This window comes from Xanthomonas sp. LMG 12459, from assembly GCF_009192905.1.
Taxonomy (GTDB): Bacteria; Pseudomonadota; Gammaproteobacteria; order Xanthomonadales; family Xanthomonadaceae; genus Xanthomonas_A; species Xanthomonas_A sontii.
Map to the genome: position 1 here is coordinate 13,948 of NZ_NSGT01000048.1, position 25,431 is coordinate 39,378.

25 protein-coding genes and 1 pseudogene are annotated in these 25,431 nt (G+C 69.1%); 13 read left to right on the top strand and 13 right to left on the bottom strand.

The genetic code is table 11. From position 1 onward, the window contains the following. Positions 1 to 32 precede the first annotated feature (32 nt). From CEK65_RS11880 to CEK65_RS11895, 4 genes are all read right to left on the bottom strand, one after another. Positions 33 to 332 (bottom strand): DUF3861 family protein, encoded by a 300-nt coding sequence (locus CEK65_RS11880; protein ID WP_010342007.1) that lies wholly within the window; start codon positions 330 to 332, stop codon positions 33 to 35. Between the two features lie 94 nt (positions 333 to 426). After that, positions 427 to 993: a M23 family metallopeptidase gene (locus CEK65_RS11885; RefSeq protein ID WP_152181856.1), complete on the bottom strand. Its 567-nt coding sequence runs from the start codon at positions 991 to 993 to the stop codon at positions 427 to 429. 4 nt (positions 994 to 997) lie between these two features. Then, positions 998 to 1,702, bottom strand: a complete 705-nt coding sequence (locus tag CEK65_RS11890; RefSeq protein WP_152181857.1) for a tellurite resistance TerB family protein — start codon at positions 1,700 to 1,702, stop codon at positions 998 to 1,000. A 142-nt stretch (positions 1,703 to 1,844) separates the two neighbouring features. Further along, entirely contained in the window at positions 1,845 to 2,243 is a 399-nt protein-coding gene (locus CEK65_RS11895; RefSeq protein WP_026143706.1) for an HU family DNA-binding protein, read from the bottom strand. 288 nt (positions 2,244 to 2,531) lie between these two features. Between CEK65_RS11895 and CEK65_RS11900 the strand changes: the two genes are divergently transcribed. Together CEK65_RS11900 and CEK65_RS11905 are read left to right on the top strand one after the other, a co-directional pair. Continuing rightward, positions 2,532 to 2,963, top strand: a complete 432-nt coding sequence (locus tag CEK65_RS11900; RefSeq protein ID WP_017910837.1) for an OsmC family protein — start codon at positions 2,532 to 2,534, stop codon at positions 2,961 to 2,963. Positions 2,964 to 3,196: 233 nt separating this feature from the next. Beyond that, complete coding sequence (locus CEK65_RS11905) at positions 3,197 to 3,814, top strand: glycine zipper 2TM domain-containing protein (RefSeq protein ID WP_152181858.1); 618 nt, start codon at positions 3,197 to 3,199, stop codon at positions 3,812 to 3,814. 96 nt (positions 3,815 to 3,910) lie between these two features. On the opposite strand, the gene CEK65_RS11910 is transcribed toward CEK65_RS11905, so the two are convergent. Then, positions 3,911 to 4,789, bottom strand: a complete 879-nt coding sequence (locus CEK65_RS11910; RefSeq protein ID WP_152181859.1) for a PhzF family phenazine biosynthesis protein — start codon at positions 4,787 to 4,789, stop codon at positions 3,911 to 3,913. 166 nt (positions 4,790 to 4,955) lie between these two features. Beyond that, positions 4,956 to 5,197 (bottom strand): annotated as a pseudogene (locus CEK65_RS11915) (PhzF family phenazine biosynthesis protein); the annotation flags it as partial. Positions 5,198 to 5,277: 80 nt separating this feature from the next. Between CEK65_RS11915 and CEK65_RS11920 the strand changes: the two are divergent. The 5 genes from CEK65_RS11920 to CEK65_RS11940 all read left to right on the top strand — a co-directional run bounded on the left by CEK65_RS11920 (position 5,278) and on the right by CEK65_RS11940 (position 12,116). Then, complete coding sequence (locus CEK65_RS11920; protein ID WP_152181860.1) at positions 5,278 to 7,887, top strand: bifunctional aspartate kinase/diaminopimelate decarboxylase; 2,610 nt, start codon at positions 5,278 to 5,280, stop codon at positions 7,885 to 7,887. Further along, a complete protein-coding gene (locus CEK65_RS11925; protein WP_010341996.1) occupies positions 7,871 to 8,323 on the top strand; it encodes a hypothetical protein in 453 nt (150 codons plus the stop codon). Before CEK65_RS11920 ends, CEK65_RS11925 begins: the two co-directional genes overlap by 17 nt. Then, positions 8,320 to 9,675: a UDP-N-acetyl-alpha-D-muramoyl-L-alanyl-L-glutamate epimerase gene (gene murL / locus CEK65_RS11930; RefSeq protein ID WP_152181861.1), complete on the top strand. Its 1,356-nt coding sequence runs from the start codon at positions 8,320 to 8,322 to the stop codon at positions 9,673 to 9,675. The genes CEK65_RS11925 and murL overlap by 4 nt, the downstream gene beginning before the upstream one ends. Continuing rightward, a complete protein-coding gene (gene murD / locus CEK65_RS11935; protein ID WP_152181862.1) occupies positions 9,656 to 11,092 on the top strand; it encodes a UDP-N-acetylmuramoyl-L-alanine--D-glutamate ligase in 1,437 nt (478 codons plus the stop codon). Before murL ends, murD begins: the two co-directional genes overlap by 20 nt. Positions 11,093 to 11,312: 220 nt before the next feature. Continuing rightward, the gene (locus CEK65_RS11940; RefSeq protein ID WP_152181863.1) at positions 11,313 to 12,116 is read left to right on the top strand and encodes a dienelactone hydrolase family protein; all 804 of its coding nucleotides are present in this window, start codon (positions 11,313 to 11,315) and stop codon (positions 12,114 to 12,116) included. 226 nt (positions 12,117 to 12,342) lie between these two features. Here the strand turns inward: CEK65_RS11940 and CEK65_RS11945 are convergent, their stop codons facing one another. Beyond that, positions 12,343 to 12,606: a helix-hairpin-helix domain-containing protein gene (locus CEK65_RS11945; RefSeq protein WP_152181864.1), complete on the bottom strand. Its 264-nt coding sequence runs from the start codon at positions 12,604 to 12,606 to the stop codon at positions 12,343 to 12,345. A 13-nt stretch (positions 12,607 to 12,619) separates the two neighbouring features. Beyond that, the gene (locus CEK65_RS11950) at positions 12,620 to 13,618 is read right to left on the bottom strand and encodes a polyprenyl synthetase family protein (protein ID WP_152181865.1); all 999 of its coding nucleotides are present in this window, start codon (positions 13,616 to 13,618) and stop codon (positions 12,620 to 12,622) included. Positions 13,619 to 13,899: 281 nt separating this feature from the next. On the opposite strand from CEK65_RS11950, the gene CEK65_RS11955 reads away from it, so the two are divergent. The 5 genes from CEK65_RS11955 (at position 13,900) to CEK65_RS11980 (ending at position 19,242) form a co-directional block, all read left to right on the top strand. Further along, on the top strand, positions 13,900 to 14,415 hold the full coding sequence (locus CEK65_RS11955; protein ID WP_152181866.1) for a single-stranded DNA-binding protein: 516 nt from the start codon (positions 13,900 to 13,902) through the stop codon (positions 14,413 to 14,415). Positions 14,416 to 15,270: 855 nt separating this feature from the next. After that, on the top strand, positions 15,271 to 16,167 hold the full coding sequence (locus tag CEK65_RS11965; protein WP_152181867.1) for a TIM barrel protein: 897 nt from the start codon (positions 15,271 to 15,273) through the stop codon (positions 16,165 to 16,167). 30 nt (positions 16,168 to 16,197) lie between these two features. Further along, a complete protein-coding gene (locus CEK65_RS11970) occupies positions 16,198 to 17,883 on the top strand; it encodes a GMC family oxidoreductase (protein WP_043095703.1) in 1,686 nt (561 codons plus the stop codon). Next, entirely contained in the window at positions 17,883 to 18,455 is a 573-nt protein-coding gene (locus tag CEK65_RS11975) for a gluconate 2-dehydrogenase subunit 3 family protein (RefSeq protein ID WP_043095702.1), read from the top strand. The genes CEK65_RS11970 and CEK65_RS11975 overlap by 1 nt, the downstream gene beginning before the upstream one ends. 43 nt (positions 18,456 to 18,498) lie before the next feature. After that, positions 18,499 to 19,242 carry a DUF1080 domain-containing protein gene (locus CEK65_RS11980; protein ID WP_193314772.1) on the top strand — a complete coding sequence of 248 codons (744 nt, stop codon included), beginning with the start codon at positions 18,499 to 18,501 and terminating at the stop codon, positions 19,240 to 19,242. Between the two features lie 95 nt (positions 19,243 to 19,337). On the opposite strand, the gene CEK65_RS11985 is transcribed toward CEK65_RS11980, so the two are convergent. From CEK65_RS11985 to CEK65_RS12005, 5 genes are read right to left on the bottom strand one after another with little or no spacing between them, the layout of a single operon-like run. After that, a complete protein-coding gene (locus CEK65_RS11985; RefSeq protein ID WP_017913243.1) occupies positions 19,338 to 19,616 on the bottom strand; it encodes a cytochrome c in 279 nt (92 codons plus the stop codon). A 36-nt stretch (positions 19,617 to 19,652) separates the two neighbouring features. Next, the gene (locus CEK65_RS11990) at positions 19,653 to 20,507 is read right to left on the bottom strand and encodes a sugar phosphate isomerase/epimerase (protein WP_152181868.1); all 855 of its coding nucleotides are present in this window, start codon (positions 20,505 to 20,507) and stop codon (positions 19,653 to 19,655) included. A gap of 19 nt (positions 20,508 to 20,526) precedes the next feature. Next, positions 20,527 to 21,651 carry a Gfo/Idh/MocA family oxidoreductase gene (locus CEK65_RS11995; protein ID WP_152181869.1) on the bottom strand — a complete coding sequence of 375 codons (1,125 nt, stop codon included), beginning with the start codon at positions 21,649 to 21,651 and terminating at the stop codon, positions 20,527 to 20,529. A gap of 11 nt (positions 21,652 to 21,662) precedes the next feature. Then, positions 21,663 to 22,880, bottom strand: coding sequence for a nucleoside permease (locus CEK65_RS12000; RefSeq protein WP_152181870.1), 1,218 nt, complete (start codon positions 22,878 to 22,880; stop codon positions 21,663 to 21,665). A gap of 27 nt (positions 22,881 to 22,907) precedes the next feature. Beyond that, complete coding sequence (locus CEK65_RS12005) at positions 22,908 to 23,960, bottom strand: sugar phosphate isomerase/epimerase family protein (protein WP_152181871.1); 1,053 nt, start codon at positions 23,958 to 23,960, stop codon at positions 22,908 to 22,910. Positions 23,961 to 24,055: 95 nt separating this feature from the next. On the opposite strand from CEK65_RS12005, the gene CEK65_RS12010 reads away from it, so the two are divergent. Then, positions 24,056 to 25,063 carry a LacI family DNA-binding transcriptional regulator gene (locus CEK65_RS12010; protein ID WP_152181872.1) on the top strand — a complete coding sequence of 336 codons (1,008 nt, stop codon included), beginning with the start codon at positions 24,056 to 24,058 and terminating at the stop codon, positions 25,061 to 25,063. Positions 25,064 to 25,431 lie beyond the last annotated feature (368 nt).

Sequence of the window (25,431 nt, forward strand, 5' to 3'; positions counted from 1 at the left end):
ATTAGCGGAACCGGCGGCGCGGGAGTCGTCGCTCAGGCGGCCGGCAGCGCCAGCCGTGCCAGCAGCGCGTCCAGCGCCGGCTGCAGCGGCGCCAGCAGTTCACGCGCCTCTCCCTCGCTGCGCTCGCCCAGGCCGCGCAGCAACTGCGTACCGACGATCAGTGCGGCGCGCTCGTCGCCGCGCAGTCCGGGCTGGCGCTGTGCCGCCTCGAGCAGGCGCATCCAGTCCTGCCGACAGCGCGCCTCCAGTTCGATGGTGCAGCGGCCCTGGCAGGGCAGGCCGTCGTCCTGGATCGGGGTGACGGTGACGCGATAACGTTGGGAGGCAGTCATGGCAGTGGCGCACGCGGGGTGTGCCTCCAAGATAGGCGCGCGCGAGCGGCACCACGAGCCTGTCGCTCGCGACGCTCTGTTCCAGTGCGTCCGTTCAGCGTGCCGCGCGCAGCAGCGGCAGCGGATCGTAGGCGCCGCCTTCGGCGTAGACGCCATAGTGCAGGTGCGGCGGCGTGCCGCGCGCGTTGCCGCTGTCGCCCACCGCGCCCAGCGGGTCGCCGGGCTGCACCAGGTCGCCGACCTGCAGCCCCGGTGCCCACGTTTGCAGGTGCGCGTAGTAGTGCCGCTGCCGGGCCGGGCCCAGCACCCAGACCTGGCGGCCGCCGAGGCCGCGGTCGGCGATGGCCACGACGATGCCGCGTGTCGCCGACACCACCGGCGTGCCGCGTCTGGCGAAGATGTCCACGCCGGCGTGCTGGCGGTCGCGCCCGCGCGGCGCGCCGAAGGTGGCGGCCACGCGCCGCGGATCCACGCCTTCGACCGGCATGTGCAGGGCCGTCGGCGCCGGCGCGCGCGCCAACTCCCAGCCGACGCGCAGGCGCTGCGCCCACGGATGCCGCCAGGCCCAGGCGGCGGCGAGCGCCAGCGCAGCCAGCAACGCCGCACGCAGCACGTCGCGGCGCAGGCGCTGCGCTGGCGAAAGCGTGGGCGTCGCGGCCATGCGCTCAGTCCGCGTGCAGGGCAGCCGCCTGTTGCTGCAGGCGCTGCTTCAGGGCGTCGTCGATGCCGAGCTGCCGCGCCAGTTCGTCCAGGTAGCTGCGCTCCATGAAGCCCTGTTCGTCGGCGGCGAGCAAGCTGGCCAGGTACATTTCCGCGGCCATCTCGGGACTGGTCGACGCGCGCGCCACCTCGGCCGGATCCAGCGGCTTTTCCAGTTCCGCATGCAGCCACTGCTGCACGTCGGCATCGTTGCCGTGGAGGCGGGCGAACTCGCCTTCGATCAGGCGGCGCTCGTGCTCGTCCAGATGGCCATCGGCCTTGGCCGCGCCGACCAGCGCGCGCAGCACCGCCTGGCTGTGCTGCTCGACTTCCAGCGGCGGCAGCCGGTCCAGCGTCTGCGGTTCGGGTGCGGCGGCGCCCAGTTGCTGGCGGCGGTAGTCGCCGTAGGCGCGATAGGCCATCAGCCCCAGCGCGGCCAGGCCGCCGTAGGTCGCCAGCTTGCGGGTGGTGCGGTGCTTGCCAAGCAGCAGGCCGAGTGCGCCGCCGCTGAGGGCTCCCTTGCCGAAGTCGGCGTTGAGCAGACCGCCCAGGCCGCCGGCGCCGGCGTGCGCCGGTGCGGCAGGAGCACCGGTGCCGGTCTTGGCCATGGCCTGGCCGGCGGCGCCCTGCGCCGATTGCAGCAGTTGGTCGAGAAAGCCCTGTAGTTTCATGCAGGTGATCCTGTCGAAGGGAATCACCGATATAGCGGCCGTCGCCTTAGCGGGCCGTCAACCCAGGTGCGCAGCAGACACAAAAAAACGAGACGGCCGGGGCCGTCTCGTCGGTGTGCTTGCCTGGATCAGGCGACGCTGCTCAGAGCGCGGCGTCCTTGAGCTTCTTCAGCGGGCGCACCTTGAGCTTGGTGGTGGCCGGCTTGGCGGCGAACCACTGCTCTTCCTTGGTGAACGGGTTGATGCCCTTGCGCTTCGGCTTGGCCGGCACGCTGACGGCGGTGATCTTCAGCAGGCCCGGCAGGGTGAACGAGCCAGCGCCCTTCTTGCTGACCGAACCGGCCACGGCGTGCTCCAACGAGGCCATCACGGCGCGCACGTCCTTGGCGATCACGCCGCTGGTTTCGGCGATGTGGGCGACGAGCGCGGACTTGCTCAGCACGTCCTTGATCGGCTTGGGAGCGGCCGGCTTGGCGGCAGCCTTGGTCGCTACCTTCTTCACTGCCTTCTTCGGGGCAGCCTTTTTTGCGGTCTTTGCCATGATGTCCTGATTCCGTATTTGGTGGTTTGGGTCGCGCCGACCCCGTCGGCATGGCGAAATGTAGGGCATGTGCTACGCCGCGCCAATAGGTCGGAAGCAAAAAACGCGAATATTCGCCGCGACCGACGCCTTTTTTGCCGAGGACGGCGCCGATGCCGGCACATCCGCGGCGATGCGCCAGGGCATTTTCGCTGCCGCGCGCCGCTGCCGCCGCCTTCGCGCGGAAGCACAAGCCCGTAACGCCGCCTCCCCTATGGTCCGCGCTCCACTCACCGACAGGAGCCTCGCATGGGCATTTCGCGTCACGCCACCGCGCATTGGGAAGGCGATCTCAAGACCGGCCAGGGCCGGTTGAACACACCGCAGAGCGGCCTGCTGGAGAACACCCGCTATGCGTTCAACAGCCGCTTCGGCGACGAGAAGGGCACCAATCCGGAAGAACTGATCGCCGCCGCGCACGCCGGCTGCTTCACCATGGCGCTGTCGGCCAAGCTGACCGAAGCCGGCTTCCCGCCGACCGCGCTGGACACCCGCGCCGATGTCGACTTGTCGATGGAAGGCGGTCCCCAGCTCTCGCAGATCCGGTTGAAGGTCAAGGCCGTGGTGCCCAACATCGACGCCGCGCGCTTCCGCGAAGTGGCCGACGATGCCAAGCAGAATTGCCCGGTGTCCAAGGCGCTGAGCGCGGTGCCGATCAGCCTGGAAGCGGAACTGGGCTGAGGAATCCCCGGCGCGGCCCGGCGGCATGCCGGGCCGCGCGTGTGCGGCGCACCTGCGGCGCCGCCGATGGCAGGCCAGGACGCGTTGCGCCTCTGCACCGTCCCGCGTGGCTCGGTCGATCGCTAGCTGTCGCGCCACTAAATGTAAGCGGCGCAACCGTCCCTATTCAGTCTGGTTTCACCGCCTCGGATCGAGCATGCAGTCGCGCGATCCACGCGCTTGGAACCATCGCCATGAACAAGCTCTCGACCCGTCTGTTGACCGCTGCGCTCGCTGTCGGCGTCATCGGCTCCGCCGCCGCGCAGGATTACGGTTACACCCGCTACGACGACTACCGCGACCGTGGCTACGCGTCCGGCACCTACGAATATGCGCGCGTGGTGCGTGCCGATCCGATCATGGTGCAGGTCAACGGCCCGCGCGAGACCACCGAGCGCTGCTACGACCGCCCGGCCTCGGGCAGCTACGCCAGCGACTACGGCTACCGCGGTACCGATGGCGGCCGCACCGCCTCGTCGGTGGTCGGCGGCATCGCCGGCGCCGTGCTGGGCAGTCGCGTCGGCGGCGGCAATGGCCGCTTCGTCGGTACCGCCGTCGGCACCATGCTCGGCAGCCTGGCAGGCCGCTCGATCTACGACTCCAATACCCGCGGCTACGGCTACGGCTACGGCGGCGGCTACGGTGGCGGCGTGGTCCGCGAATGCGACCCGGTGTCGTATCGGACCGAACGCTACGACCGCGTCGACGGCTACGACGTGACCTACGAATACGGCGGCCGCTACTACCACACCCGCACCGCCTCGCCTCCGGGCGATCGTATCCGCGTCCGCGTCGACGTCCTGCCCGACTGACGTATTGCCCGACTAAAACAAAGGGCGCCTCCTTGCGAGGCGCCCTTTGTTTTTGCGCGTGCGTTCGCGCCCGCGGTGCGGGGCGGCGGCCGGCGATCAGGGCCAGTCGATGCGGCCTTCGATCACCGTCTGCACCTGTCCGCCGGACCACACCTCGCCGGCCTCGTCGACGCACAGCGTCAGCAGCGCATCGTGGCCGACCTCGCGGCCCTGGCTGGCGACGTAGCGGCCGCCATGGCCGGGCAGGGCCTTGCTGTGATCCAGCCATGCCGCCAGCACCGCATTGGCCGCGCCGGAGGCCGCATCCTCGAAGCGCCGGCCGTTGCCGACGAAGGCGCGCACGGCCACTGCATAGGCCTGGCCGCTGGCGCGCGCGTAGGCGAACACGCCCATGCTGGCGGTGCTTTCGGCCAGGGCGGCGATCGCATCCCAGTCCGGCGCCAGCGCGCGCAGCGCGGCTTCGTCGGCCACTTCGACCAGCCACCAGCAGCGGCCGCCGTCCATGCGCACCGGCGGCAGCGCGCCCAGCGTCCAGCCGCGCAGCGCCGCCTGCAGGCGTGGATCCGCGGCATCGGCGATCTCGGCCACCTGCGCGCGCGGGGTGCGGATGGCGATGCTGCGCACTCCGGCATCCACGTCGACCCGCAGCGGCAGCAGGCCGGCGATGCCGTCCTGGGTCAGGACGCCGTCGCGCGGGCTGGCGATGCCCGCTTCCAGCGCGACGTGTGCGGTGCCGACGCTAGGATGGCCGGCGAACGGCACTTCCTTCTGCGGGCTGAACATGCGCAGGCCGTAGCTGGCATCCGGCCGCGTCGGCGCGAACACGAAGGTGGTTTCCGGCAGGCGCGTCCAGCGCGCGATGGCCTGCATCGTGGCGGCGTCCAATCCATCGGCATCGAGCACGACGGCCAACGGATTGCCGTTGCCGGCGCGGGAGGAGAAGACATCGACCTGGAAGAAGCGGCGTGCGGCCATGAGGGGGAACTCCGGACTGCGGTGGGGGAGGCCGGAGCTTACCAAGCGATCTTGCCAGCGATCACCGCTTGCACCAGACCGCCGCTCCACACGTCTTCGCCATCGACCAGGAGTTCGACGCGGCTATCGCGCCCGAGTTCGCGTCCCTGGCTGGCGACGTCGCGCCCGCCGCCCAGGCGGCGCCGACGCTGGGGTGGCCTGCGAATCGCAGTTCGCCCTCGGGGTGAAGATGCGGATACGGTAGCCCGCGCCCGCCTCCGGCGGCAGGAACAACACCGTCTCCGAGAGGTTCAGCCACGCCGTCAGGCGCTGCATGCGCGGTGCGTCCAGGTCGGCGGCATCGAGCGCCACGCCAGGCCCCGGGCTGGCGGAAAAGACGTCCAGGTGCAGGTAGCGGCGCGCGCTCATCGGCGCTCGGTTGGCAGTAGAATCGGGGGTTCCGCCCGCGCATGCAGGCGTTTTCCCCACATTCCAGACACCCCCACTCCATGTCAGCTTCCTCTCCTGTCGATCGCTGGATCGTCCTCAAGTTCGGCGGCACTTCGGTGTCGCGTCGTCATCGCTGGGACACGATTGGACGGCTGGCGAAAAAACGCGCGGAGGAGACCGGCGCGCGGGTGCTGGTGGTGGTGTCGGCCTTGTCCGGGGTCACCAACGAACTGACCGCGATCGCCGACGGCAGCGCCGACAGCGCGCAGCGCATGGCCGCGCTGGAGCAGCGCCACCGCGAGTTCCTGGCCGAACTGGAGCTGGATGCCGAGGCGGTGCTGGGCGAACGCCTGGCGGCGCTGCGCGGTCTGCTCGCCGATCCGCGCGCGGCCGAGCGCGCGCTGGACTGGCAGGCCGAGGTGCTGGGGCAGGGCGAGTTGCTGTCCTCGACCCTGGGCGCGGCCTACCTGCGCGCCAACGGCCTGGACATGGGCTGGATGGATGCGCGGCAGTGGCTGGACGCGCTGCCGCCGCAGCCGAACCAGAGTGCCTGGTCGCGGCGCCTGTCGGTGTCGTGCCAGTGGCAGTCCGATCCGCAGTGGCGGGCGCGCTTCGTCGCCCAGCCCACGCGCATGCTGATCACCCAGGGCTTCATCGCCCGGCACGAGGACGGCGGCACCGCCATCCTCGGCCGCGGTGGCTCGGATACCTCGGCCGCCTACTTCGGCGCGCTGCTCGGCGCCAGCCGGGTCGAGATCTGGACCGACGTGCCGGGCATGTTCAGCGCCAATCCGCGCGAGGTGCCGGACGCGCGCCTGCTGACCCGCCTGGACTACTACGAGGCGCAGGAAATCGCCACCACCGGCGCCAAGGTGCTGCACCCGCGCTCGATCAAGCCGTGCCGCGACGGTGGCGTGCCGATGGCGATCCTGGACACCGAGCGCCCGGAGCTGCCCGGCACCAGCATCGACGGCAACGCCCGCACCGTGCCCGGGGTCAAGGCGATCAGCCGCCGCAACGGCATCGTGCTGGTGTCGATGGAAGGCATCGGCATGTGGCAGCAGGTCGGCTTCCTGGCCGACGTGTTCGCGCTGTTCAAGAAGCACGGGCTGTCGGTGGACCTGATCGGCTCGGCCGAGACCAACGTCACCGTGTCGCTGGACCCGAGCGAGAATTTGGTCAATACCGACGTGCTGGCCGCGCTGTCGGCCGACCTGGCGGAGATCTGCCGGGTCAAGATCATCGTGCCGTGCGCGGCGATCACCCTGGTCGGGCGCGGCATGCGCTCGCTGCTGCACAAGCTCTCGGACGTGTGGGCCACGTTCGGCAAGGAGCGCGTGCACATGATCTCGCAGTCGTCCAACGACCTGAACCTGACCTTCGTCATCGACGAGACCGACGCCGACGGGTTGCTGCCGATCCTGCACGCCGAACTGATCGACAGCGGCGCGATGCCGGTGGAAGAGACCGAGGTGTTCGGCCCGCGCTGGCGCGAGATCGCCGGCACGGTGCGGCCGCGGCCGGTGCCGTGGTGGCAGGGCGAGCGCGCGCATCTGCTGCGCCTGGCCGAGGCCGGCACGCCGCGCTACATCTACCACCTGCCGACCCTGCGCGAACGCGCGCGCGCGCTGAAGGCGATCGCGGCGGTGGACCAGCGCTACTACGCGATCAAGGCCAACGCGCATCCGGCGATCCTGCAGACCCTGGTCGAGGAAGGCTTCGGCCTGGAGTGCGTCTCGCACGGCGAACTGCGCCGGGTGTTCGAGATCGTGCCGGAGCTGTCGCCGCGCCGCGTGCTGTTCACCCCCAGCTTCGCACCCCGCGCCGAGTACGAAGCCGCGTTCGCGCTGGGCGTGACCGTCACCGTGGACAACGTCGAGGCGCTGCAGCGCTGGCCGGAACTGTTCCGCGGCCGCAGCCTGTGGCTGCGCATCGACCTGGGCCATGGCGACGGCCACCACGAGAAGGTCAACACCGGCGGCAAGGCCTCCAAGTTCGGCCTGTCGGCGACCCGCGTCGACGAGTTCGTGGAGGCCGCGCGCGCGCTGGACATCCGCATCGTCGGCCTGCACGCGCACCTGGGCAGTGGCGTGGAGACGGCGCAGCACTGGCGGCGCATGTGCGACGAGCTGGCCGGCTTCGCGCGGCGCATCGGCAGCGTCGAGGTCATCGACATCGGTGGCGGCCTGCCGATCCCGTACAGCGCCGACGACGAACCGTTCGACCTGGAGACCTTCGCCCAGGGCCTGGCCGAGGCCAAGGCCGTGCATCCGGCGTTCCGCCTGGCGATCGAACCGGGCCGCTACCTGGTCGCCGAGTGCGGCGTGCTGCTGGCGCGCGCCACCCAGGTGATCGAGAAGGACGGGATCCGCCGGGTCGGGCTGGATGCCGGCATGAACACCTTGATCCGCCCGGCGCTGTACGACGCCTGGCACGACGTGGCGAACTTGAGCCGCCTGGAGCAGCCGGCCGAGACCGTGTTCGACGTGGTCGGGCCGATCTGCGAATCCAGCGACGTGTTCGGCAAGCGCCGGCGCCTGCCGGCGGGCACCGCGCCCGACGACGTGATGCTGATCGCCGACACCGGCGCTTACGGCTACAGCATGGCCAGCACCTACAACCAGCGCGAATTGCCCCGCGAGGAGGCGATCGATGCGCGCACGGACTGAGTTCGTCGCGGGCAGCGCCGCGGCTGGCGCGCTTGCGATGGTGGCTGCCACCGCGGTGGATCAGTCCGGCACGTCGCTGCCGTGGACCGACAGCCTGAAGTGGGCGTTGCCGGCGTTGGCCGCCGCTGCCATCGGCGCATGGTTGGCGGTGCGCTGGCAGCGCCGCGGGCCAGCGGCGAGCACCGGCGCGCTGGCCCTGCGCACCTCGCTCCTGGCCGCGTTGGCCTATCTGCCGGCGCTGGCGCTGTATGTGCTGGTGGCCGTGCTGGCCTCCGCCGCGTCGGTGCCGGCCGGACAGCACTGGCAACTGCTGCTGATGGCGTTCGTATTCGGCTGCCTGCCGCTGCTGTGGGCCGCCTTGCCGTTTTCGATGCTCGAATTTCTTCTGTGCCGCCGCTACCTGCGGCACACCCGTGTGCTTGCAGGACGTCCATGACCGCTTTCGACAAACAGCAGATCGCCACCTTCCGCTTCGTGCGCTGCGGCTTCGACGCCGACAGCGGCGTGGCGCGCCTGGTCTATGCGTTCGACGACGGCCCGGAGCTGGTGGAGACCATCACCGTGCCCGGCGCGCCGTTCGCGCTCGACCCGGCGCGCGCGCAGGCGGCGCAGCGCGCCCTGCGCCTGCTGCACCTGATCGCCGGCGTCAGCTACTACAAGGCGGCGGTGCCGCCTCGCATCGTCATCGACGACTACGCCATCGATGCCGAGACCGCCGCGCTGCTGGACAGCGTGTACCTGCATGGCCTGGGCGAGTTCGCCTATCGCAATGGCCTGGACCTGCGCGGGCGCATCCGTTTCCCGGCCGCTGACGTCGAGGCGGCCGATGCGGCGGCGCTGGGCCTGCGCGACCAGGCGCTGGTGGCGATCGGCGGCGGCAAGGATTCGCTGGTCAGCATCGAGGCCTTGCGCGCGGCCGGCGTGGCGCAGACGGTGACCTGGATCGGCGGCTCGCAGTTGATCCGCGCCTGCGCCGAGCGCACCGGCCTGCCGACCTTGAACATCGGCCGCACGCTGGCGCCGGAGCTGTTCGAGCTGAACCGGCAGGGCGCGTGGAACGGCCACATCCCGGTGACCGCAGTGAACTCGGCGATCCTGGTGTTCGCCGCGGTGCTGCACGACGCCGGCCAGGTGGTGTTCTCCAACGAACATTCGGCCAGCTACGGCAGCCAGATCGCCGGCACCGGCGAGGTCAACCACCAGTGGTCCAAGGGCTGGGCTTTCGAGCAGGCGTTCGGTACGCAGGTGCAGCGCTACGTGGCCGCGGACCTGCGCTACTACTCGCTGCTGCGGCCGTTGTCGGAACTGGCGGTGGCGCGACAGTTCGCCAAGACCGACCATTACGACGCGCATTTCTCCAGCTGCAACCGCAATTTCCACATCCTCGGCGAGCGCCCGGCGCACCGCTGGTGCGGGGTCTGCCCGAAGTGCCATTTCGTGTTCCTGGCGCTGGCGCCGTTCATGCCGAAGACGCGGCTGGTGCGCATCTTCGGCCGCAACCTGCTCGACGACGCCGGCCAGGCCGGCGGCTTCGACGCGTTGCTGGAGTTCCAGGACCACAAGCCGTTCGAGTGCGTTGGCGAAGGCCGCGAGTCGCGTGCGGCGATGGCGGCGCTGGCCGCACGCGCGGAATGGAAGGAGGACGCGCTGGTGGCGCGCTTCATCCGCGAGATCCAGCCGCAGCTCGACCCCGCCGACCTGCGCGTGGAGCCGCTGCTGGAGCTGGACGCGCAGCACCGCATCCCGGCCGATCTGTGGGAACGCGTGCGTGCGAATTTCGCAGCTTGAGTCGCAGCGCGTCGCGCTGTGGGGCTGGGGTCGCGAGGGCCGCGCGGCGTATGCGGCCGTGCGTGGCTGGGAAGCGGGAATCGGGAACGGGGAATCGCCACGCGCGCTGCCGCTGACGGTGTTCTGTTCGGCTGAGGAGGCCGCGGAGATCGCCGCGCTGCACGATCCTGCGTTGCATGTCGAGACCGAGGCCAGCGCCGAGCGCCTGGCCGCGTTCGATGTGGTGATCAAGTCGCCCGGGATCAGTCCTTACCGGCCCGAGGCGCAGGCCGCCGCGGCGCGCGGCACCCGCTTCATCGGCGGCACCGCGCTGTGGTTCGCCGAACACGCCGGTGCCGACGGGGTGGTGCCCCGCAGCGTCTGCGTCACCGGCACCAAGGGCAAGAGCACCACCACCGCGCTGCTGGCGCACCTGCTGCGCGCCGGCGGCCATCGCACCGGCCTGGTCGGCAACATCGGCGTGCCGCTGCTGGAGGTGCTGGCGCCGATGCCGCCGCCGCAGTATTGGGCGATCGAACTGTCCAGCTACCAGACCGGCGACGTGGCCCGCAGCGGCGCACGGCCGCAGCTGGCGCTGGTGCTGAACCTGTTTCCCGAGCATCTGGACTGGCACGGCAGCCAGGCGCGCTACATCGCCGACAAGCTCGAACTGGTCACCCACGCGCGGCCGCGCATCGCCCTGCTCAACGCCGCCGATCCACAACTGGCCGCCCTGCAGCTGTCCGACAGCGAGGTGCGCTGGTTCAACCGCGAGGATGGCTGGCACATGCGCGGCGAGGTGGTCTACCGCGGCGACAGCGCGGTGTACGACAGCGCGCAGGCGCCGCTGCCGGGCCGGCATAACCGCGGCAACCTGTGCGCGGTGCTGGCCGCGATCGAGGCGCTGGGCCTGGACGCGGCGGCGTTGGCGCCCGCGGCCGATCGCTTCCGGCCGCTGCCGAACCGGCTGCAGACCCTGGGCACGCGCGATGGCGTGACCTATGTGAACGACTCGATCAGCACCACGCCGCATGCCAGCCTTGCGGCGCTGGAGTGCTTCCGCGGGCGGCGCATCGCGCTGCTGGTCGGCGGTCACGACCGCGGCCTGGATTGGCAGGATTTCGCCGACCACATGCGCGATGGCGGGGCACCGCTGGAGATCGTCACCCTGGGCGCCAACGGCCCGCGCATCCACGCGCTGCTGGCGCCGCTGGCCGCCGCCGCCGGCTTCGGCCTGCATGCCGCGGCCGACCTGGCGGAAGCGGTGGCGCTGGCGCGCGCGGCGCTGGGCGAGCAGGGCGGCGTGGTGCTGCTGTCGCCCGGTGCGCCCAGCTTCGGCGCCTACCGCGACTACGTGGCGCGCGGCCGCCATTTCGCCGCGCTGGCCGGGTTCGATCCGGATGCGATCAGCGCCATTCCGGGGTTGGGCATCGCCTGAGCCTCGGCGCGGCGTCGGCGCACGCGGTGCGCTGATGTCGCTGTCCGTCGTGGGTGCGGCGGAGAGAGCATGCCCGGAAGCATTCGCCGGGCCGCCATGCGACGGCGCTGTGCGCCTTGTCCCATCGCCATCGCCATCGCCATCGCCGGCCGCCGTCGCCCTCACCTCGACGTGCATGGCGCGTTCTAGACTGCCGCCTGGTTTCCACGGGAGAAGGGCGATGCGCACACGATCGATGCTGCGGTGGGCCGGTCTGCTCGGGCTGGCCTTGGCGCTGCCGCTGCCGGCCTGGGCGGCGATGCAGGCCAAGCCGGTGGAGTGGCAGGTCGGCAAGGACAGCTTCAGCGGCGTGCTGGTCTACGACGATGCCGACCACGACACGCGCCCCGGCCTGGTGATGGTGCCGAACTGGCGCGGCGTCAACGACTCCGCGGTGGAGAAGGCCAAGCGCCTGGCCGGCGACGACTACGTGGTGCTGGTGGCCGACGTCTACGGCAAGGGCAAGCGACCCGCCAACGATACCGAGGCCGGGCAGTTCGCCGGCGCGTTGAAGAAGGATCCGGCCACGCTGCGCGCGCGGGCGTTGGCGGCGGTGGCGGCGCTGAAGGCGCAGGCCGGCAAGGCACCGCTGGATCCGGCCCGGATCGGCGCGGTCGGCTTTTGCTTCGGCGGCACCACGGTGCTGGAACTGGTCCGCGCCGGTGCGCCGCTCGCCGGCGTGGTCAGCCTGCACGGTGGCCTGGCCACGGCGGCACCGGCAGCCGCAGGCAGCGCCAAGGCACCGGTGCTGGTGCTCAATGGCGCCGACGACAAGAGCGTGAGCCGCGACGATATCGCCGCCTTCGAGCAGGAAATGAACGGCGCTGGCGCCGACTGGCAGTTCGTCAACTTCAGCGGTGCCGTGCATTGCTTCGCCGAAGCCGACGCCAACGGCCCGCCGGGCTGCCAGTACAACCCGCGTGCGGCCAAGCGTGCCTACCGGATGCTCGAGGATTTCTTCGAGGAGCGGTTCGGGCGGGAGTAGGGAGGGGCTTCCGGGATTCGGGAGGTGCCTCGCGCTGCACGCTTGGCGGGATTGGGGATTGGTAAAAGCGGACCGTCGGTGCCGCCCAACTGATCGGTTGGTGTGGCGAGCCCGTAGCGCTTCAGGCGTCAACCAAGCCGCCGTCGCGAATCCCCAATCCCGAATCACCAATCCCCTCCGGCGCGCGGCTGCGCGCCGATGGCGGCTAAATGGGCCCAATAGGCCCTTAAGGTGTCTTGGCGGAGTGCTTGAGCAAGTGCGCCTGCGCCGCGGCGATGGCGCCGCTCATGGCCGCGCGCGCTTGCGGGCTGTTGCGCCAGCAGGTGGAGCCGAGCAGCGCCGCGGCCTGTTCGGTGAGTTGCCGTGCATCGCAGGCGGCTAGCGCCTGCAGCGAATGCACGCCCAATTGTTCCAGGCGCGCGACCACGGTGGGACCGACGCCTTTCACCGCCAGCAATACGGAGCGGTCCTCGGCGTCAAAGGCGATCATGCCCGGGCAGCGCTCAATGTCTGCGCTCGACCGCGTAGCGGGCCAGGCCGCGCAGGGCGGCCACCGCCTCGTTCTCCGGCAGGCCGTCCAGGGCGCGCTCGGCGGCGGCGGCGTAGTCGGCCGCGCGGCGGCGGCTGTAGTCGATGCCGCCGCTGGCCTCGATCGCGGCCAGCACCTCTGGCATCGCGCTGGCGTCGCCCTGTTCGACGATCTGGCGCAGGCGCGCGCGGGTGACGTTGTCGGCATGCGCCATGGCGTGGATCAGCGGCAGCGTGGCCTTGCCCTCGGCCAGGTCGTCGCCCAGGTTCTTGCCCAGGTCGGCGGCGTCGGCGGTGTAGTCGAGCACGTCGTCGGCGATCTGGAACGCATAGCCCAGCTGCATGCCGTAGTCGTACAGGTGTTCCTGCACCGCCTCGCTGGCACCGGAGGCCAGCGCTCCAAGCCGGGTGCCGGCGGCGAACAGCACCGCGGTCTTGCGCTCGATCACACGCAGGTAGGCGGCTTCGTCGGTGTCGGGGTTGTGCACGTGCAGCAGTTGCAGCACCTCGCCCTCGGCGATGCGGTTGGTGGTGTCGGCCAGCAGGCGCATCACCGCCATGCTGTCCAGCTCCACCATCAGCTGGAAACTGCGCGAATACAGGAAGTCGCCGACCAGCACGCTGGGCGCGTTGCCCCACAGCGCATTGGCGGTGCTGCGGCCGCGGCGCAGGTCCGACTCGTCGACCACGTCGTCGTGCAGCAGGGTCGAGGTGTGGATGAATTCGATGATCGCCGCCAACTGGTGCTGCATCGGCCCGCCGGCGCCGCAGGCGCGGCCGGCCAGCACCACCAGCATCGGCCGCAGGCGCTTGCCGCCGGCGGAGACGATGTGGTCGGCGATCTGGTTGATCAGCACGACGTCCGAGGACAGGCGGCGGCGGATCAGGGCGTCCACCTCGGCCATGTCCGGCGCGGCGAGCATCTGGATCTGGGGCAGGCCCAGGGCGGAGCTGGGGGATTCGGCGATGCTCATGCGGACAGGACTGGAAACGTGCGCAAAGTATAGGCTGCGCGGCCACATCCGTCCCGTTGTGGGCCGGGGCAGGGGGCGGAGAGCTTGCCGTGCCTGGGTTTGCAGCGCCCGGCGGGAGGCGTGCCGGCAGGATTCCGACAGCCCAATGCGGCGTTTTCCGGGGCGCCGGCGGGCGCCTGGCGCAGGCCGGTCCGGCCCGGCGATGTTAGGATTGCTCCCCGAAATCTTCTTTACCGCTCTGCGTGCCCCCTGGCCGCGGAGACCCCAGACGGAAGCAGCTCATGGCCCGCGGCATCAACAAAGTCATCCTCGTCGGCAACCTCGGCAACGATCCCGACACCAAGTACACCCAGGCCGGCATGGCCATCACCCGCATCAGCCTGGCCACCACCAGCGTGCGCAAGGACCGCGACGGCAACCAGCAGGAACGCACCGAGTGGCATCGCGTGGTGTTTTTCGGAAAGCTCGGTGAGATCGCCGGCGAGTACCTGCGCAAGGGCAGCTCGGTCTACGTCGAAGGCTCGATCCGCTACGACAAGTACACCGGCCAGGACGGCGTGGAGAAGTACTCCACCGACATCGTCGCCGACGAGATGCAGATGCTCGGCGGCCGCGGCGAGGGCGGTGGCGGCGGCATGGGCGGCGGCGACCGTCCGCAGCGCTCGGCGCCGCCGCGCCAGGAACGCTCCGGCATGGGCGGTGGCGGCGGGCAGGATTACGCGCCGCGCCGGCAGCAGCCGGCCCCGCAGCAGTCCGCGCCGATGGACGACTTCGCGGACGACGATATCCCGTTCTGATCTTTCGTCGTTCCTGCGATGCAAACAGACCCCGGCAAGCCATTGTGCTTGCCGGGGTTTTTTCTGTTTTGGCGAGGTGTTTTCCTTTCTAGCGCGAGTCTGTCCGGTCCTCCAACGCAGGCGATATGAAGCCAGGCGGTATCGGTCGACTGGAGTGGTCACACGTACCGTGCTTTTCACCGCTGGCGATTGGGGGCGGAGCGTGCGTGCAAGCGGCGAGTACCCCGCTGTTCTTGCCTTCAAAACTGGGTCGGTCGCCAAGCGTCGCGTCGTGCCCGGTCGCCTCGGCAACGCCTTGGCGCGGCTTTCGTGCCGAGTCCATGCTATCGCTCAACGCCGGCCGACCCGGCTGCAACGGGAAGGTGTCGTAGGGGCTGCTTTAGCGGCGACAGGCTTTCCGATGAAAGCCATCGCGGCTAAAGCCGCTTCTGCGAAAGGCACATTGGCGTCGCTCGCCGCGACACCACGATCCTCACCACATGAATGCGCATGGCAACGCGGCGGAGGTGTCCTGAAGCTCCAGGTCCGACCTCCCATCCCCGCCGCCTTGCAGGCGATTTAGCGCCTTAGTCCCAGGGAGGAACCACAGGTCCGTCGGTATCTCGCCATGCGTCGCCTGCTCGAGCAGGTTCACCAAATACCCGTTTGTTTGTCGCTCTACGTCTCGCTGCACAACTCCGTACGTCACCGGAATTCCATCGCCGTCATGACGGCTGACACCACAGGCGTTGTGCCCTGCAGCATGTGTTTTCGTGCAGTGCGTCTTGCAAAAGCGCGATTCACTGCTCTATGGTTCAATCGATTGAATCGCGGCGATTCGTCAGCGTTTGAACCGGTTGGGAGGCCGGAAGGTGGATGTCTATCCATTCGATCGGACCGGCGCCGGCCTTTGGGTTCACGCGGCGCGAGGCGCTGCGCATGGCGGTCGCCGGGAGCCTTGGCCTTGGGGCAGTGGACATGTTGCCGGCACTCGCTGCCGCCACGCCGCTCAAGGGCAACCTGAAGCAGTCTGTCGCCCGCTGGACGTTTCCGCAGCTGTCGACCGCACAGCTTTGCCAGGTGGTGAAGGGCCTGGGGTTCGCCGCCATCGATCTGGTGGGCCCGGCGGATTGGCCCACGCTGAAGGCGCATGGCGTGTACAGCGCGATGTGCAATGGCGCGGAACTCGGCCTGGACAAGGGCTTCGCCGGCAGCCAGTTCCACGATGAGCTGGTCGAGCGCTACACGCGGCACATCGATCTGGTGGCCGATGCCGGCTATCGCAACCTCATCTGTTTTTCCGGCAACCGGAATGGCATGGATCCCCAGGAGGGCATGGCCCACGCCGAAGTCGGACTCAAGCGCATCCTCGGGCATGCCGAGAAGCGCGGGGTCGTGCTGGTGATGGAGCTGCTGAACTCCAAGGTCGATCATCACGACTATCTGTGCGACCACTCCGCCTGGGGCGTGGAGCTGTGCCAGCGGATCGGCTCGGACCATTTCGGCCTGCTGTACGACATCTACCACATGCAGATCATGGAGGGCGACATCATCGCCACCATCGGCAAGCATCACGCGTGCTTCAAGCATTACCACACCGCCGGCGTCCCGGGCCGGCACGAGATCGGGGACGCTCAGGAGCTCCACTATCCCGCCATCTGTCGCGCGATCCGCGATACCGGTTTCGATGGCTATCTGGCGCAGGAGTTCATTCCTACCGCGCCGGATCCCGTCGGCTCGCTGCGCGAGGCGATCCGCCTCTGCGATGTCTGAAACGCTATCCACCGAGGTGAAGTAGAACCCATGGCAGACAATCATTACGACGCCATCGTCGTTGGCTCGGGCATCAGTGGCGGTTGGGCGGCGAAGGAGCTGACCGAGAAGGGACTCAAGGTCCTGATGCTGGAACGCGGACGCAACATCGAGCACGTCAAGGACTACGTCAACGCGATGAAGGAGGCGTGGGATTTCCCGCATCGCAACCGCCCGACCCAGGCGATGAAGGCCGATTATCCGGTGCTGATGCGCGACTACGCCCTGGTCGAGAACCTGCAGGGAATGTGGGCCAACGAAAAGGAATCGCCCTACACCGAGATCAAGCGATTCGACTGGTTCCGCGGCTATCACGTGGGCGGCCGCTCGCTGATGTGGGGACGGCAGAGCTATCGCCTGTCGGACCTGGATTTCGAGGCGAACCTGAAGGACGGCATCGCCACCGATTGGCCGATCCGTTACGCCGACCTCGCGCCGTGGTACGACCACGTGGAGAAGTTCGCCGGCATCGCCGGCACGCGCGAGGGACTTGACGTGTTGCCGGACGGCGAGTTCCTGCCGCCGATCCCGCTGAACATCGTCGAGAAGGACGTCGCCGCGCGGATCAAGAAGGCCTTTGGCGGCACCCGGCACCTGATCCACTCGCGTACCGCCAACATCACCCAGCCCAAGGTCGAGCAGGGCCGCGTCAACTGCCAGTATCGCAACAAGTGCATCCTGGGCTGTCCCTTCGGCGCCTATTTCTCGACCCAGGCGGCCACGCTGCCAGCGGCCATGAAGACGGGCAACCTGACCCTGCGGCCGTTCTCGATCGTCAAGGAGGTGCTCTACGACAAGGACCGCAAGCGTGCGCGCGGCGTGGAGATCATCGATGCCGAGAGCGGACAGACCTACCAGTACACGGCCAATGTCATCTTCCTCAATGCGTCCTCGTTCAATTCGACCTGGCTGCTGATGAACTCGGCCACCGACGTCTGGGACGGCGGCCTGGGGTCGTCATCCGGCGAGCTCGGGCACAACGTGATGGACCATCATTTCGGCGCCGGTGCCTCCGGCCGGGTCGAGGGCTACGAGGACAAGTACTACTTCGGCCGCCGTCCCTGCGGCTTCTACATCCCCCGGTTCCGCAATGTCGCCATGGACAAGCGCGGTTACCTGCGCGGCTTCGGCTACCAGGGCGGTGCGAGCCGCACCGGCTGGTCGCGCGAGATCGCCGAGCTGAACATCGGCGCCGACCTGAAGGAGGCGCTGACCGTGCCAGGCGACTGGAGCATCGGCATGACCGGATTCGGCGAAATGCTGCCGCACCACGACAACACGATTCGCCTGGACCCGCAGCGCAAGGACAAATGGGGGCTGCCGGTGCTGGCGATGGACGTCGCCATGCGCGAGAACGAAAAGGCCATGCGCAAGGACATGGCCGCCGATGCCGCCGAGATGCTGGAGGCGGCCGGCGTCAAGGACGTGAAGATGCACGATGGCGACTACGCGCCGGGCAAGGGCATCCATGAGATGGGCACCGCGCGCATGGGCCGGGATCGCAAGAACTCCGTGCTGAACCAGTACAACCAGGTGTGGGACGCACCGAACGTCTACGTGACCGATGGCGCCTGCATGACCTCCAGCGGCTGCGTGAACCCTTCGCTGACCTACATGGCGCTGACCGCACGTGCCGCCGATCATGCCGTGCGCGAACTGAAAGCGGGGAACCTGTGATGGAACGTCGCGAACTGCTGAAGATGATCTTTGCCGCCACGGGCGCGGCGATGGTCGGCCTGCCCGCGCTCGCCCCGGCACAGGCGTCGGCCGCGGGGACGAAGGTGCTGTTCTCCGCCGCCGAGATCGGCACGCTGGACGAGATCGCCGAGACCATCCTGCCGCGGACCAAGACGCCGGGGGCGAAGGACGCCGGTGCCGGTGCATTCATGGCGAAATTCGTCACCGACTGCTACACCCCGCGGCAGCAGGCGACGTTCCGCGCCGGCCTGGCCGAGATCGACAAACGTGCCGGCGGCCGATTCGTGTCGCTCACCCCGCAGGCGCGCGCCGAACTGCTGCGCGCCCTGGATGCGGAGGCCAGGGCAAAGGCCGTCGACGTGACCGACACCGGCACCGCCGACGCGGCGGACGCGATGCCGCATCCCTTCACCATGATCAAGCAGCTGACCATCTTCGGCTTCTTCACCTCCGAGGTCGGCGCGACCGAAGTGCTGCGCTACGTCGCCGTGCCGGGCCGCTATGAAGACATCACCTACGTTCCCGGCACGCCCGCCTGGGCCACCGGCTGATGGAGCGCCACGCTTCGCCCTTCCTCCTTTTCCTGGAAACACGATGACCAGAACCCTGCTGATGGCGGCCTGCCTGCTGGCCGTGGCGCCTGCGGTCGCGCAGGCCGACGGCGACCCCGCACGCGATCCTGCCAAGACCGAAGTGTGGAAGCCCGTGCCCGCGACCGTGGCCACGCCCCCGGGCGGCGCGCCCTCCGACGCGATCGTGCTGTTCGACGGCAAGGATCTGTCGGCCTGGGAGTCGGAGCAGGGCGGACGCGTGCCCTGGAGCGTCGCCGACGGCGCAATGACCGTGGTGCCGGGCAGCAAGGGCATCCGCACCAAGCAAGGCTTCTGCGACATCCAGTTGCACGTGGAATGGCGTACGCCCACTGCGACGCGCGGATTCGACGGCCAGCAGCGCGGGAACAGCGGCATCTTCCTGCAGGAACTGTATGAGTTGCAGGTGCTCGACAGCTACGACAATCCGACCTATGCCAATGGCCAGGCCGGTGCGATCTACAAGCAGGCCATTCCGCTGGTGAATGCCTCGCGTGCGCCGGGCCAGTGGCAGGTGTACGACATCATCTGGAAGGCGCCGCGTTTCTCGCAGGGCGGCGGGCTCACGTCACCCGCCCGCATCACCGTCCTGCACAACGGCGTGCTGGTGCAGAACGACACCGTGCTGGCGGGCAAGACCGAATACATCGGCGCGCCGTCGTATGCGCCGCATGGATGCGCGCCGATCTTCCTGCAGGAGCACGATTCCAAGGTCAGCTACCGCAACATCTGGGTGCGCGAGCTGTAGCGCCGGCGCGCAGTCGGCGCCGATCGCCTGGGGCGTGTCGGCGATCCCGGGTATGCCGCGCCCAACGCGGCATACTCGGGAATGGAGGGCGCGCCCTACTGCGCCAGGAAGCTGGCGAGGTCGTCGACCTCCTGTTGCGACAGCTGCGAAAACGGCGGCATCAGCCCGCCGCCGTTGCGGATCTTCTCCTTGATCTGCGCGGGCTGCAGGCGCTTGCCCACGTCGGTCAGCGCGGGGAAGGTGGGCGGGACGCCTGCGCGATTCGCGCCATGGCAGGCCGTGCAATGGTTCGCATAGAGCTGCGCGCCGGCCGCCGGGTCGTCCTTGGACCAGGCCTTGGGCGCAAGCGTCGCCCCCAGCAGCACCACGGCCATCGTCGTGATCGTTTTCAAGCGGAACTCCTTTGCGTGCTAGCGCTGTGTGCTGGCGGGCAGATGTTCGCGCAGGTACTCCGCACTGGTCCGGACGACGCTGGCCGGGTCGCGCGGCTGGTCGTGCTCGATGATGTACCACTGCACGCCGCTCGCCGCCGCGGCAGGCAGGATCGCGTTCCAGTTCAGCACGCCCTTGCCGACCGCGGCGAAGCCGCCTTCGTCTTGGGCCTGGCCTTTCGGTGCGTTGTCCTTGGCGTGGACCGCGAACATGCGGCCCTTGAACTTGCCCAGCATCGCCGCCGGGTCGTAGCCCGCGCGCGCGACCCACGCCAGGTCCAGCTCGGTCTTGAGATCGGGGCCGGCCGCGGCGAACAGCAGTTCCAGGCCGGTCTTGCCACCGAAATCGACCAGCTCGAAATCGTGGTTGTGATAGGCCAGGCGCATGCCCTTGGCGCGTGCCCGCGTCGCGAGTTGGCCCAGCTCCTTGCCCAGTGCGGTCCAGCCTGCGGCATCGGTGGGCCGCTCCTTCTGGTCCAGGTAAGGCACCACCAGCGTTGTGTTGCCGATCGAGCGGTTGAAGGCCACCGCGCCGTCCAGGTCCTTGCGCAGGTCGGCCAGCTGCACGTGCGAGGAGATCGCCTTGATCGAATACTTGTCCAGCAGTTGCTTGAGTTCCACCGCGCTCATGTTCTGCGTGCCGACCGTTTCCACCGCGCCCACGCCGGCGTCACGGACGATCTTCAACTGTTGGTCGAGCGTGCCGGCGTTGCGCAGCGAGTACATCTGCACCGCGATGGGCGCCTCCTGGCCGGCGGCGTCGCGTGCGAAGGCGGGCAGGGCCGCGAAGAGCAGCAGTGCGAGGGTCGCGGTTCTGCGTGTCGCTGTGTTCATCAAGAAGTCCTCCCGGGAGTCAGTCGATGGATGTCCAGCCGCGTGTCCTGGCCGATGCGATGACGCGATCGACGATCAGCGCCGAGCGCAGCCCGTCGTCGAAGGTGGGCAGGCCGTCCGGCCGCTCGCCGTCGATGGCGCGGTAGGTGTCGGCGACGAACGCCTCGAAGCAATCGCCGTAGCCCTGCGCGTGCCCGGCCGGCAGCGTCGCCAGCCGGCGTTGTTCGGCGCTGCCGGCACCCGGTCCGCGCACGAAGACTTCCTCGCGCTGGTCCGGCCAGCCGATCCACAGGCGTTCGGCGTCCTCCTGGTCGAACGCCACGCTGGCCTGGGCGCCATCGATCTCGAACCAGAGACGATTGCGGCGCCCCGCCGAGACCTGGCTGACCGTCAACGAAGCCAGCGTGCCCGCGCCGGTTCGGAGCATCGCCATGGCCACGTCCTCGCTGGAGACCGCCTGCATCGCGCCGCCCGCCGCCGGCGTGGTGAAGCTCTGCCCGGTGTTGGTGCCGCGCTCGGCGATCACCGTCGCGAACGCCGCGCTGACCTCGGCGAAGCGCTCGCCGCTCACCCATTCCACCAGGTCGCACCAGTGCGAGCCGATGTCGGCGAACACGCGCGACGCGCCGCCCAGCGCCGGGTCCACACGCCAGTTGTTGCTGGCAGGATCCAGCAGCCAGTCCTGTAGATAGCTGCCGTGGATCAGGCGCAGCGGCCCCAGTTCGCCCTGGGCGATGCGGGCGCGCGCCTCGCGGACCACCGGGTGGTAGCGGTAGACGAAGGGCACCGTGGCGACCAGCCCGGTCGCGCGGGCCAGGGCCGCCAGCGCCCGCGCATCCTCCAGCGTGGTGGCCAGCGGCTTCTCGCAGATCACGTGCTTGCCGGCGTCCAGCGCCGCCTGCGCCATGGCGCGGTGCAGATGGTTGGGCGTGCAGACGTGCACGATCTGCACCTGCGGATCGGCGACCACCTCCTCGATATCGCGATACGCATGCGGGACATCCCACGATTGCGCCACCTCGCGTGCGCGCTGCGGGGACGAGGCGGCGACGCCGCGGACCGAGGCGCCCGCCAGTAGTGCCGCGCGACGGTGCACGGCGCCGATCATGCCGGTGCCGACGATGGCGATTCCAAGCTTGGGCATCGGGGGGATCCTCAAGGTGCGGAGCGTGCGGCCGCGACGGCGGGCCGGTCGCGGAACAGCAGCAGGAAGGCGACCAGCACGAGCAGCGCGACGCCGGCCGGGAACAGCCAGATCCGCTGCCAGTCCGGACCTGTGGCGGTGGTGTAGTGCTCCACCACCGCGCCGGACAGGAAGGTGCCGATCAGCATGCCCACGCCGTACGTGGCCAGGGTGATGAAGCCCTGCGCGCTGCTGCGAGCGGCCGGGCCGGCGTGCGCATCGGTGTAGATCTGGCCGGTGACGAAGAAGAAGTCGTAGCAGATGCCATGCAGCACGATGCCGATCACCAGCAGGGAAAAGCCGCCGCCCGCATCGCCGAAGGCGAACATCGCGTAGCGCACCACCCACGCCGCCATGCCCACCGCCAGCATCGTCTTGACTCCCAGCCGCACGAACAGGAACGGCATGGCCAGCATCAGCAGGACTTCGGACACCTGGCCCAGCGACTGCAGGCCGGCCGCGCCGCGCACGCCCAGGTCGTTGAGATAGGGGTTGGTGAAGTTGTAGTAGAACGCCAGCGGGATGCAGATGGCGATGGACGCCAGGAAGAACACCAGATAGGAGCGCGACTTCAGCAGTCGCAGCGCGTCCAGCCCCAGGATCTGTCCCAGCCCGGCATCGCGCTGTCGCGCCAGCGGCGGCGTGTGCGGCAGGGTGAAGGCGTACAGGCCCAGGGCCAGCGAGGCCAGCGCCGCCATCCGGAAGGTCAGCTCGAGCCGATGCGCCTGTTCCCAGCCCAGCCAGCCGATCAGCACGCCGGCCACGATCCAGCCGACGCTGCCGGCCACGCGCACCGGCGGGAACTGCTTTTCCGGCGCTTGCATGTGCCGCATCGCCACGCTGTTGGCCAGTGCCAGCGTCGGCATGAACAGCAGCATGTAGCCCATCACGCAGGCAAAGAACACGCCGAAGCTCGTCGCCGTGGATGCCAGCCACATGAGTACCGCACCGGCGAGATGCAGCACTCCCAGGATGCGCTGCGCCGCGAAGTAGCGATCGGCGATCAGGCCGACCAGGAACGGCGCGACGATGGCGCCGATGGACTGGCTGAGGAACGCCGTCGCCACCTGGCTCGCACTGGCGTGCAGCGGCCCCTGCACCAGGTAGGTTCCCAGGGTCACGAACCAGGCGCCCCAGATGAAGAACTGCAGAAACATCATCGCGCCCAAGCGCGACATGGTGTGCGTCATGGCGTCCCCTCCCAGGGCGGTGATGACTCAGGTTCCCAGCATGCGGCGCAGCGATGCCGGATCGGCGCCGCTATCGGCGAAATCGTCGAAGGCGCGTTCGGTCACGCGGATGATGTGGTCGCGAATGAACGCGGCCCCCTCGCGTGCTCCATCTTCCGGATGCTTCAGGCAGCACTCCCACTCCAGCACCGCCCAGCCCGGGAAATCGTATTGCGCGAACTTGGAGAAGATCGCCTTGAAATCGATCTGGCCATCCCCGAGCGAACGGAACCGCCCCGGACGATCGATCCAGTCCTGGTAGCCGCCATAGACGCCGCTGCGCGCGCTGGCGCGATACTCCGCGTCCTTGACGTGGAAGATGCCGATGCGCGCGTGGTAGCGATCGATGAAACCCAGGTAGTCCATCTGCTGCAGCAGCAGGTGACTGGGGTCGTACAGGATCTTGGCGCGGGGGTGCTGGTCGACCACGTCGAGGAAGCGCTCGAAGGTGGCGCCGTCGTGTAGGTCCTCGCCCGGGTGGATCTCGAAGCACAGGTCCACGCCGCAGGCGTCGAAGGCATCCAGGATCGGACGCCAGCGCCGGCCGAGCTCGGCGAAGGCTTCTTCCACCAGTCCGGGCGGGCGTTGCGGCCAGGGATAGAAGTAGGGCCAGGCCAGCGCGCCGGAAAACGTGGCATGCGCCGTCAGTCCCAGGCGCTGGCTGGCCTTGGCGGCCAACTGCAACTGCTCCACCGCCCAGGCCTGGCGGGCGGCGGGGTTGCCGCGCTTGTCCGGCGGTGCGAAGCCGTCGAACAGGCCGTCGTAGGCGGGGTGGACGGCGACCAGCTGTCCCTGCAGGTGGGTGGACAGCTCGGTGATCTGCAGGCCATGCCCGGCCAGCATGCCGGCGAGGTCGTCGCAGTACGCCTGGCTGTGCGCGGCCTGGGCCAGATCGAACAGGTGGGGCGCGCTGGTCGGTACTTGTAGGCCAGAATAGCCCAGGCCCGCGGCCCATTCGGCCAGCGTGTCCAAGCGATTGAAGGGAGGTGTGTCGGCGATGAACTGTGCCAGGAACAGCGCTGGACCCTTGAGCGTCTTCAACGTGATTCGCCCTCATGCAATCGATTGAATCATCCTAGCATGGGCCTCCCGCAAGACCCGTTGTGCACTGCACAGCAGACACAAGAGTTCAGTTCATGGCGACAACCATCTACGACATCGCAAAGCACGTCGGAGTCACCGCGGGCACCGTGTCGCGGGCGCTCTCCCGGCCGGAAAAAGTCCTGCCCGCCACGCGCGCGCGCATCGAGCAGGCCGCCGCCGCGCTGGGCTATGTCCCCAACGCGGTGGCCAGGACGCTCAAGACCCAGCGCAGCGGCAAGCTCCTGGTCACCGTCCCGGACATCGCCAATCCCTTCTTCGCCCAGATCCTGCAGGGCGCGGAAGACGCCGCGCAGGCGGTCGGCTACGCCGTGCTGCTGGGCGATACCCAGCACCAGCCCGACCGCGAGGAGCGCTACGCGCAGATGCTCCCACGCAACGAGGCGGACGGCCTGATCGTGCTGGGGCACCGCTTGCCGCCGACGGCGCGTGAGATCGTCAAGCAGCAGGGCGGCGCCGCGCCGGTGGTCAACGGCTGCGAGTTCGACCCGGCGCTGGGGATTCCCAGCGTCCACATCGACAACGCGGCCGCCGCGCGCGCCGTGATGGAACACCTGTATGGACTGGGGCACGTGCGGATCGCCGTGGTGGGCGGTCCGCCCGACAATCCCCTGCATCAGCAGCGACTGGAAGGAGTTCGCGCCTGCGCCAAGGCGCGCGGTCGCTTGCGCAACCTGACCGTCGTGCCGGGCGACTTCTCCGTGGAATCCGGCCATGCGGCGGCGATGGCGCTATTGGGTCGTACACCCGCGCCGACCGCGATCTTCTGCTTCAGCGATCAGATGGCACTGGGCGCCCTGGCGGCCTGCCGGGACCTGGGAATCCGCGTGCCGGACGACCTGTCCATCGTCGGCTTCGACGATCTGGCCTCGTCCAGTTACCTCACGCCGCCATTGACGACCATCAGGCAGCCGATGCGGGAGATCGGTGTCCGCGCGGTCAACCTGCTGCTTGCCATCATCGAACGGGTGGACGTGCCGCTGCAGCAGACGCTGGACTTCAGCTTGATGGTGCGCGGGTCGACCGGCACGCCGAGACAGTAGATGACGTCAGGGCGGCGGCGATGCGCCTGACCGGTGCGCGCCGCCGTTTTCGCGGCTGGTGACGGGCGTGCGGCCTCCGGGCAGCGCGCTTTTTCAGTTTCCAGCCCCGTCGTCGCCTGAGGTCGGCGCCCAGCTTCCGGTACGCCATCGGACAAGCGCCTGGATTAGACTTCACGCATACGTCACGCCAACAGGAACAGGGGAACAGGGAATGAAGAGGGGACTGCACGCAGTCGCGTTGTTGTGTCTGCTGGGAGCGGGGAATGCATGGGCGCAGGTGGATCTGGCGCCGTATCTGGTCAAGGAGCAGGTCGAAACGCTGAAGTTGTCGCCGACCGGCGAGTACTACGCGGCGACGGTGCCGCTGG

Coding starts and splice junctions, on each gene's coding strand:
- CEK65_RS11880 (WP_010342007.1), bottom strand. CDS start 332: ATGACTGCCTCCCAACGTTATCGCGTCACCGTCACCCCGATCCAGGAC.
- CEK65_RS11885 (WP_152181856.1), bottom strand. CDS start 993: ATGGCCGCGACGCCCACGCTTTCGCCAGCGCAGCGCCTGCGCCGCGAC.
- CEK65_RS11890 (WP_152181857.1), bottom strand. CDS start 1,702: ATGAAACTACAGGGCTTTCTCGACCAACTGCTGCAATCGGCGCAGGGC.
- CEK65_RS11895 (WP_026143706.1), bottom strand. CDS start 2,243: ATGGCAAAGACCGCAAAAAAGGCTGCCCCGAAGAAGGCAGTGAAGAAG.
- CEK65_RS11900 (WP_017910837.1), top strand. CDS start 2,532: ATGGGCATTTCGCGTCACGCCACCGCGCATTGGGAAGGCGATCTCAAG.
- CEK65_RS11905 (WP_152181858.1), top strand. CDS start 3,197: ATGAACAAGCTCTCGACCCGTCTGTTGACCGCTGCGCTCGCTGTCGGC.
- CEK65_RS11910 (WP_152181859.1), bottom strand. CDS start 4,789: ATGGCCGCACGCCGCTTCTTCCAGGTCGATGTCTTCTCCTCCCGCGCC.
- CEK65_RS11920 (WP_152181860.1), top strand. CDS start 5,278: ATGTCAGCTTCCTCTCCTGTCGATCGCTGGATCGTCCTCAAGTTCGGC.
- CEK65_RS11925 (WP_010341996.1), top strand. CDS start 7,871: ATGCGCGCACGGACTGAGTTCGTCGCGGGCAGCGCCGCGGCTGGCGCG.
- murL (WP_152181861.1), top strand. CDS start 8,320: ATGACCGCTTTCGACAAACAGCAGATCGCCACCTTCCGCTTCGTGCGC.
- CEK65_RS11940 (WP_152181863.1), top strand. CDS start 11,313: ATGCGCACACGATCGATGCTGCGGTGGGCCGGTCTGCTCGGGCTGGCC.
- CEK65_RS11945 (WP_152181864.1), bottom strand. CDS start 12,606: ATGATCGCCTTTGACGCCGAGGACCGCTCCGTATTGCTGGCGGTGAAA.
- CEK65_RS11950 (WP_152181865.1), bottom strand. CDS start 13,618: ATGAGCATCGCCGAATCCCCCAGCTCCGCCCTGGGCCTGCCCCAGATC.
- CEK65_RS11955 (WP_152181866.1), top strand. CDS start 13,900: ATGGCCCGCGGCATCAACAAAGTCATCCTCGTCGGCAACCTCGGCAAC.
- CEK65_RS11965 (WP_152181867.1), top strand. CDS start 15,271: ATGTCTATCCATTCGATCGGACCGGCGCCGGCCTTTGGGTTCACGCGG.
- CEK65_RS11970 (WP_043095703.1), top strand. CDS start 16,198: ATGGCAGACAATCATTACGACGCCATCGTCGTTGGCTCGGGCATCAGT.
- CEK65_RS11975 (WP_043095702.1), top strand. CDS start 17,883: ATGGAACGTCGCGAACTGCTGAAGATGATCTTTGCCGCCACGGGCGCG.
- CEK65_RS11980 (WP_193314772.1), top strand. CDS start 18,499: ATGACCAGAACCCTGCTGATGGCGGCCTGCCTGCTGGCCGTGGCGCCT.
- CEK65_RS11985 (WP_017913243.1), bottom strand. CDS start 19,616: ATGGCCGTGGTGCTGCTGGGGGCGACGCTTGCGCCCAAGGCCTGGTCC.
- CEK65_RS11990 (WP_152181868.1), bottom strand. CDS start 20,507: ATGAACACAGCGACACGCAGAACCGCGACCCTCGCACTGCTGCTCTTC.
- CEK65_RS11995 (WP_152181869.1), bottom strand. CDS start 21,651: ATGCCCAAGCTTGGAATCGCCATCGTCGGCACCGGCATGATCGGCGCC.
- CEK65_RS12000 (WP_152181870.1), bottom strand. CDS start 22,880: ATGACGCACACCATGTCGCGCTTGGGCGCGATGATGTTTCTGCAGTTC.
- CEK65_RS12010 (WP_152181872.1), top strand. CDS start 24,056: ATGGCGACAACCATCTACGACATCGCAAAGCACGTCGGAGTCACCGCG.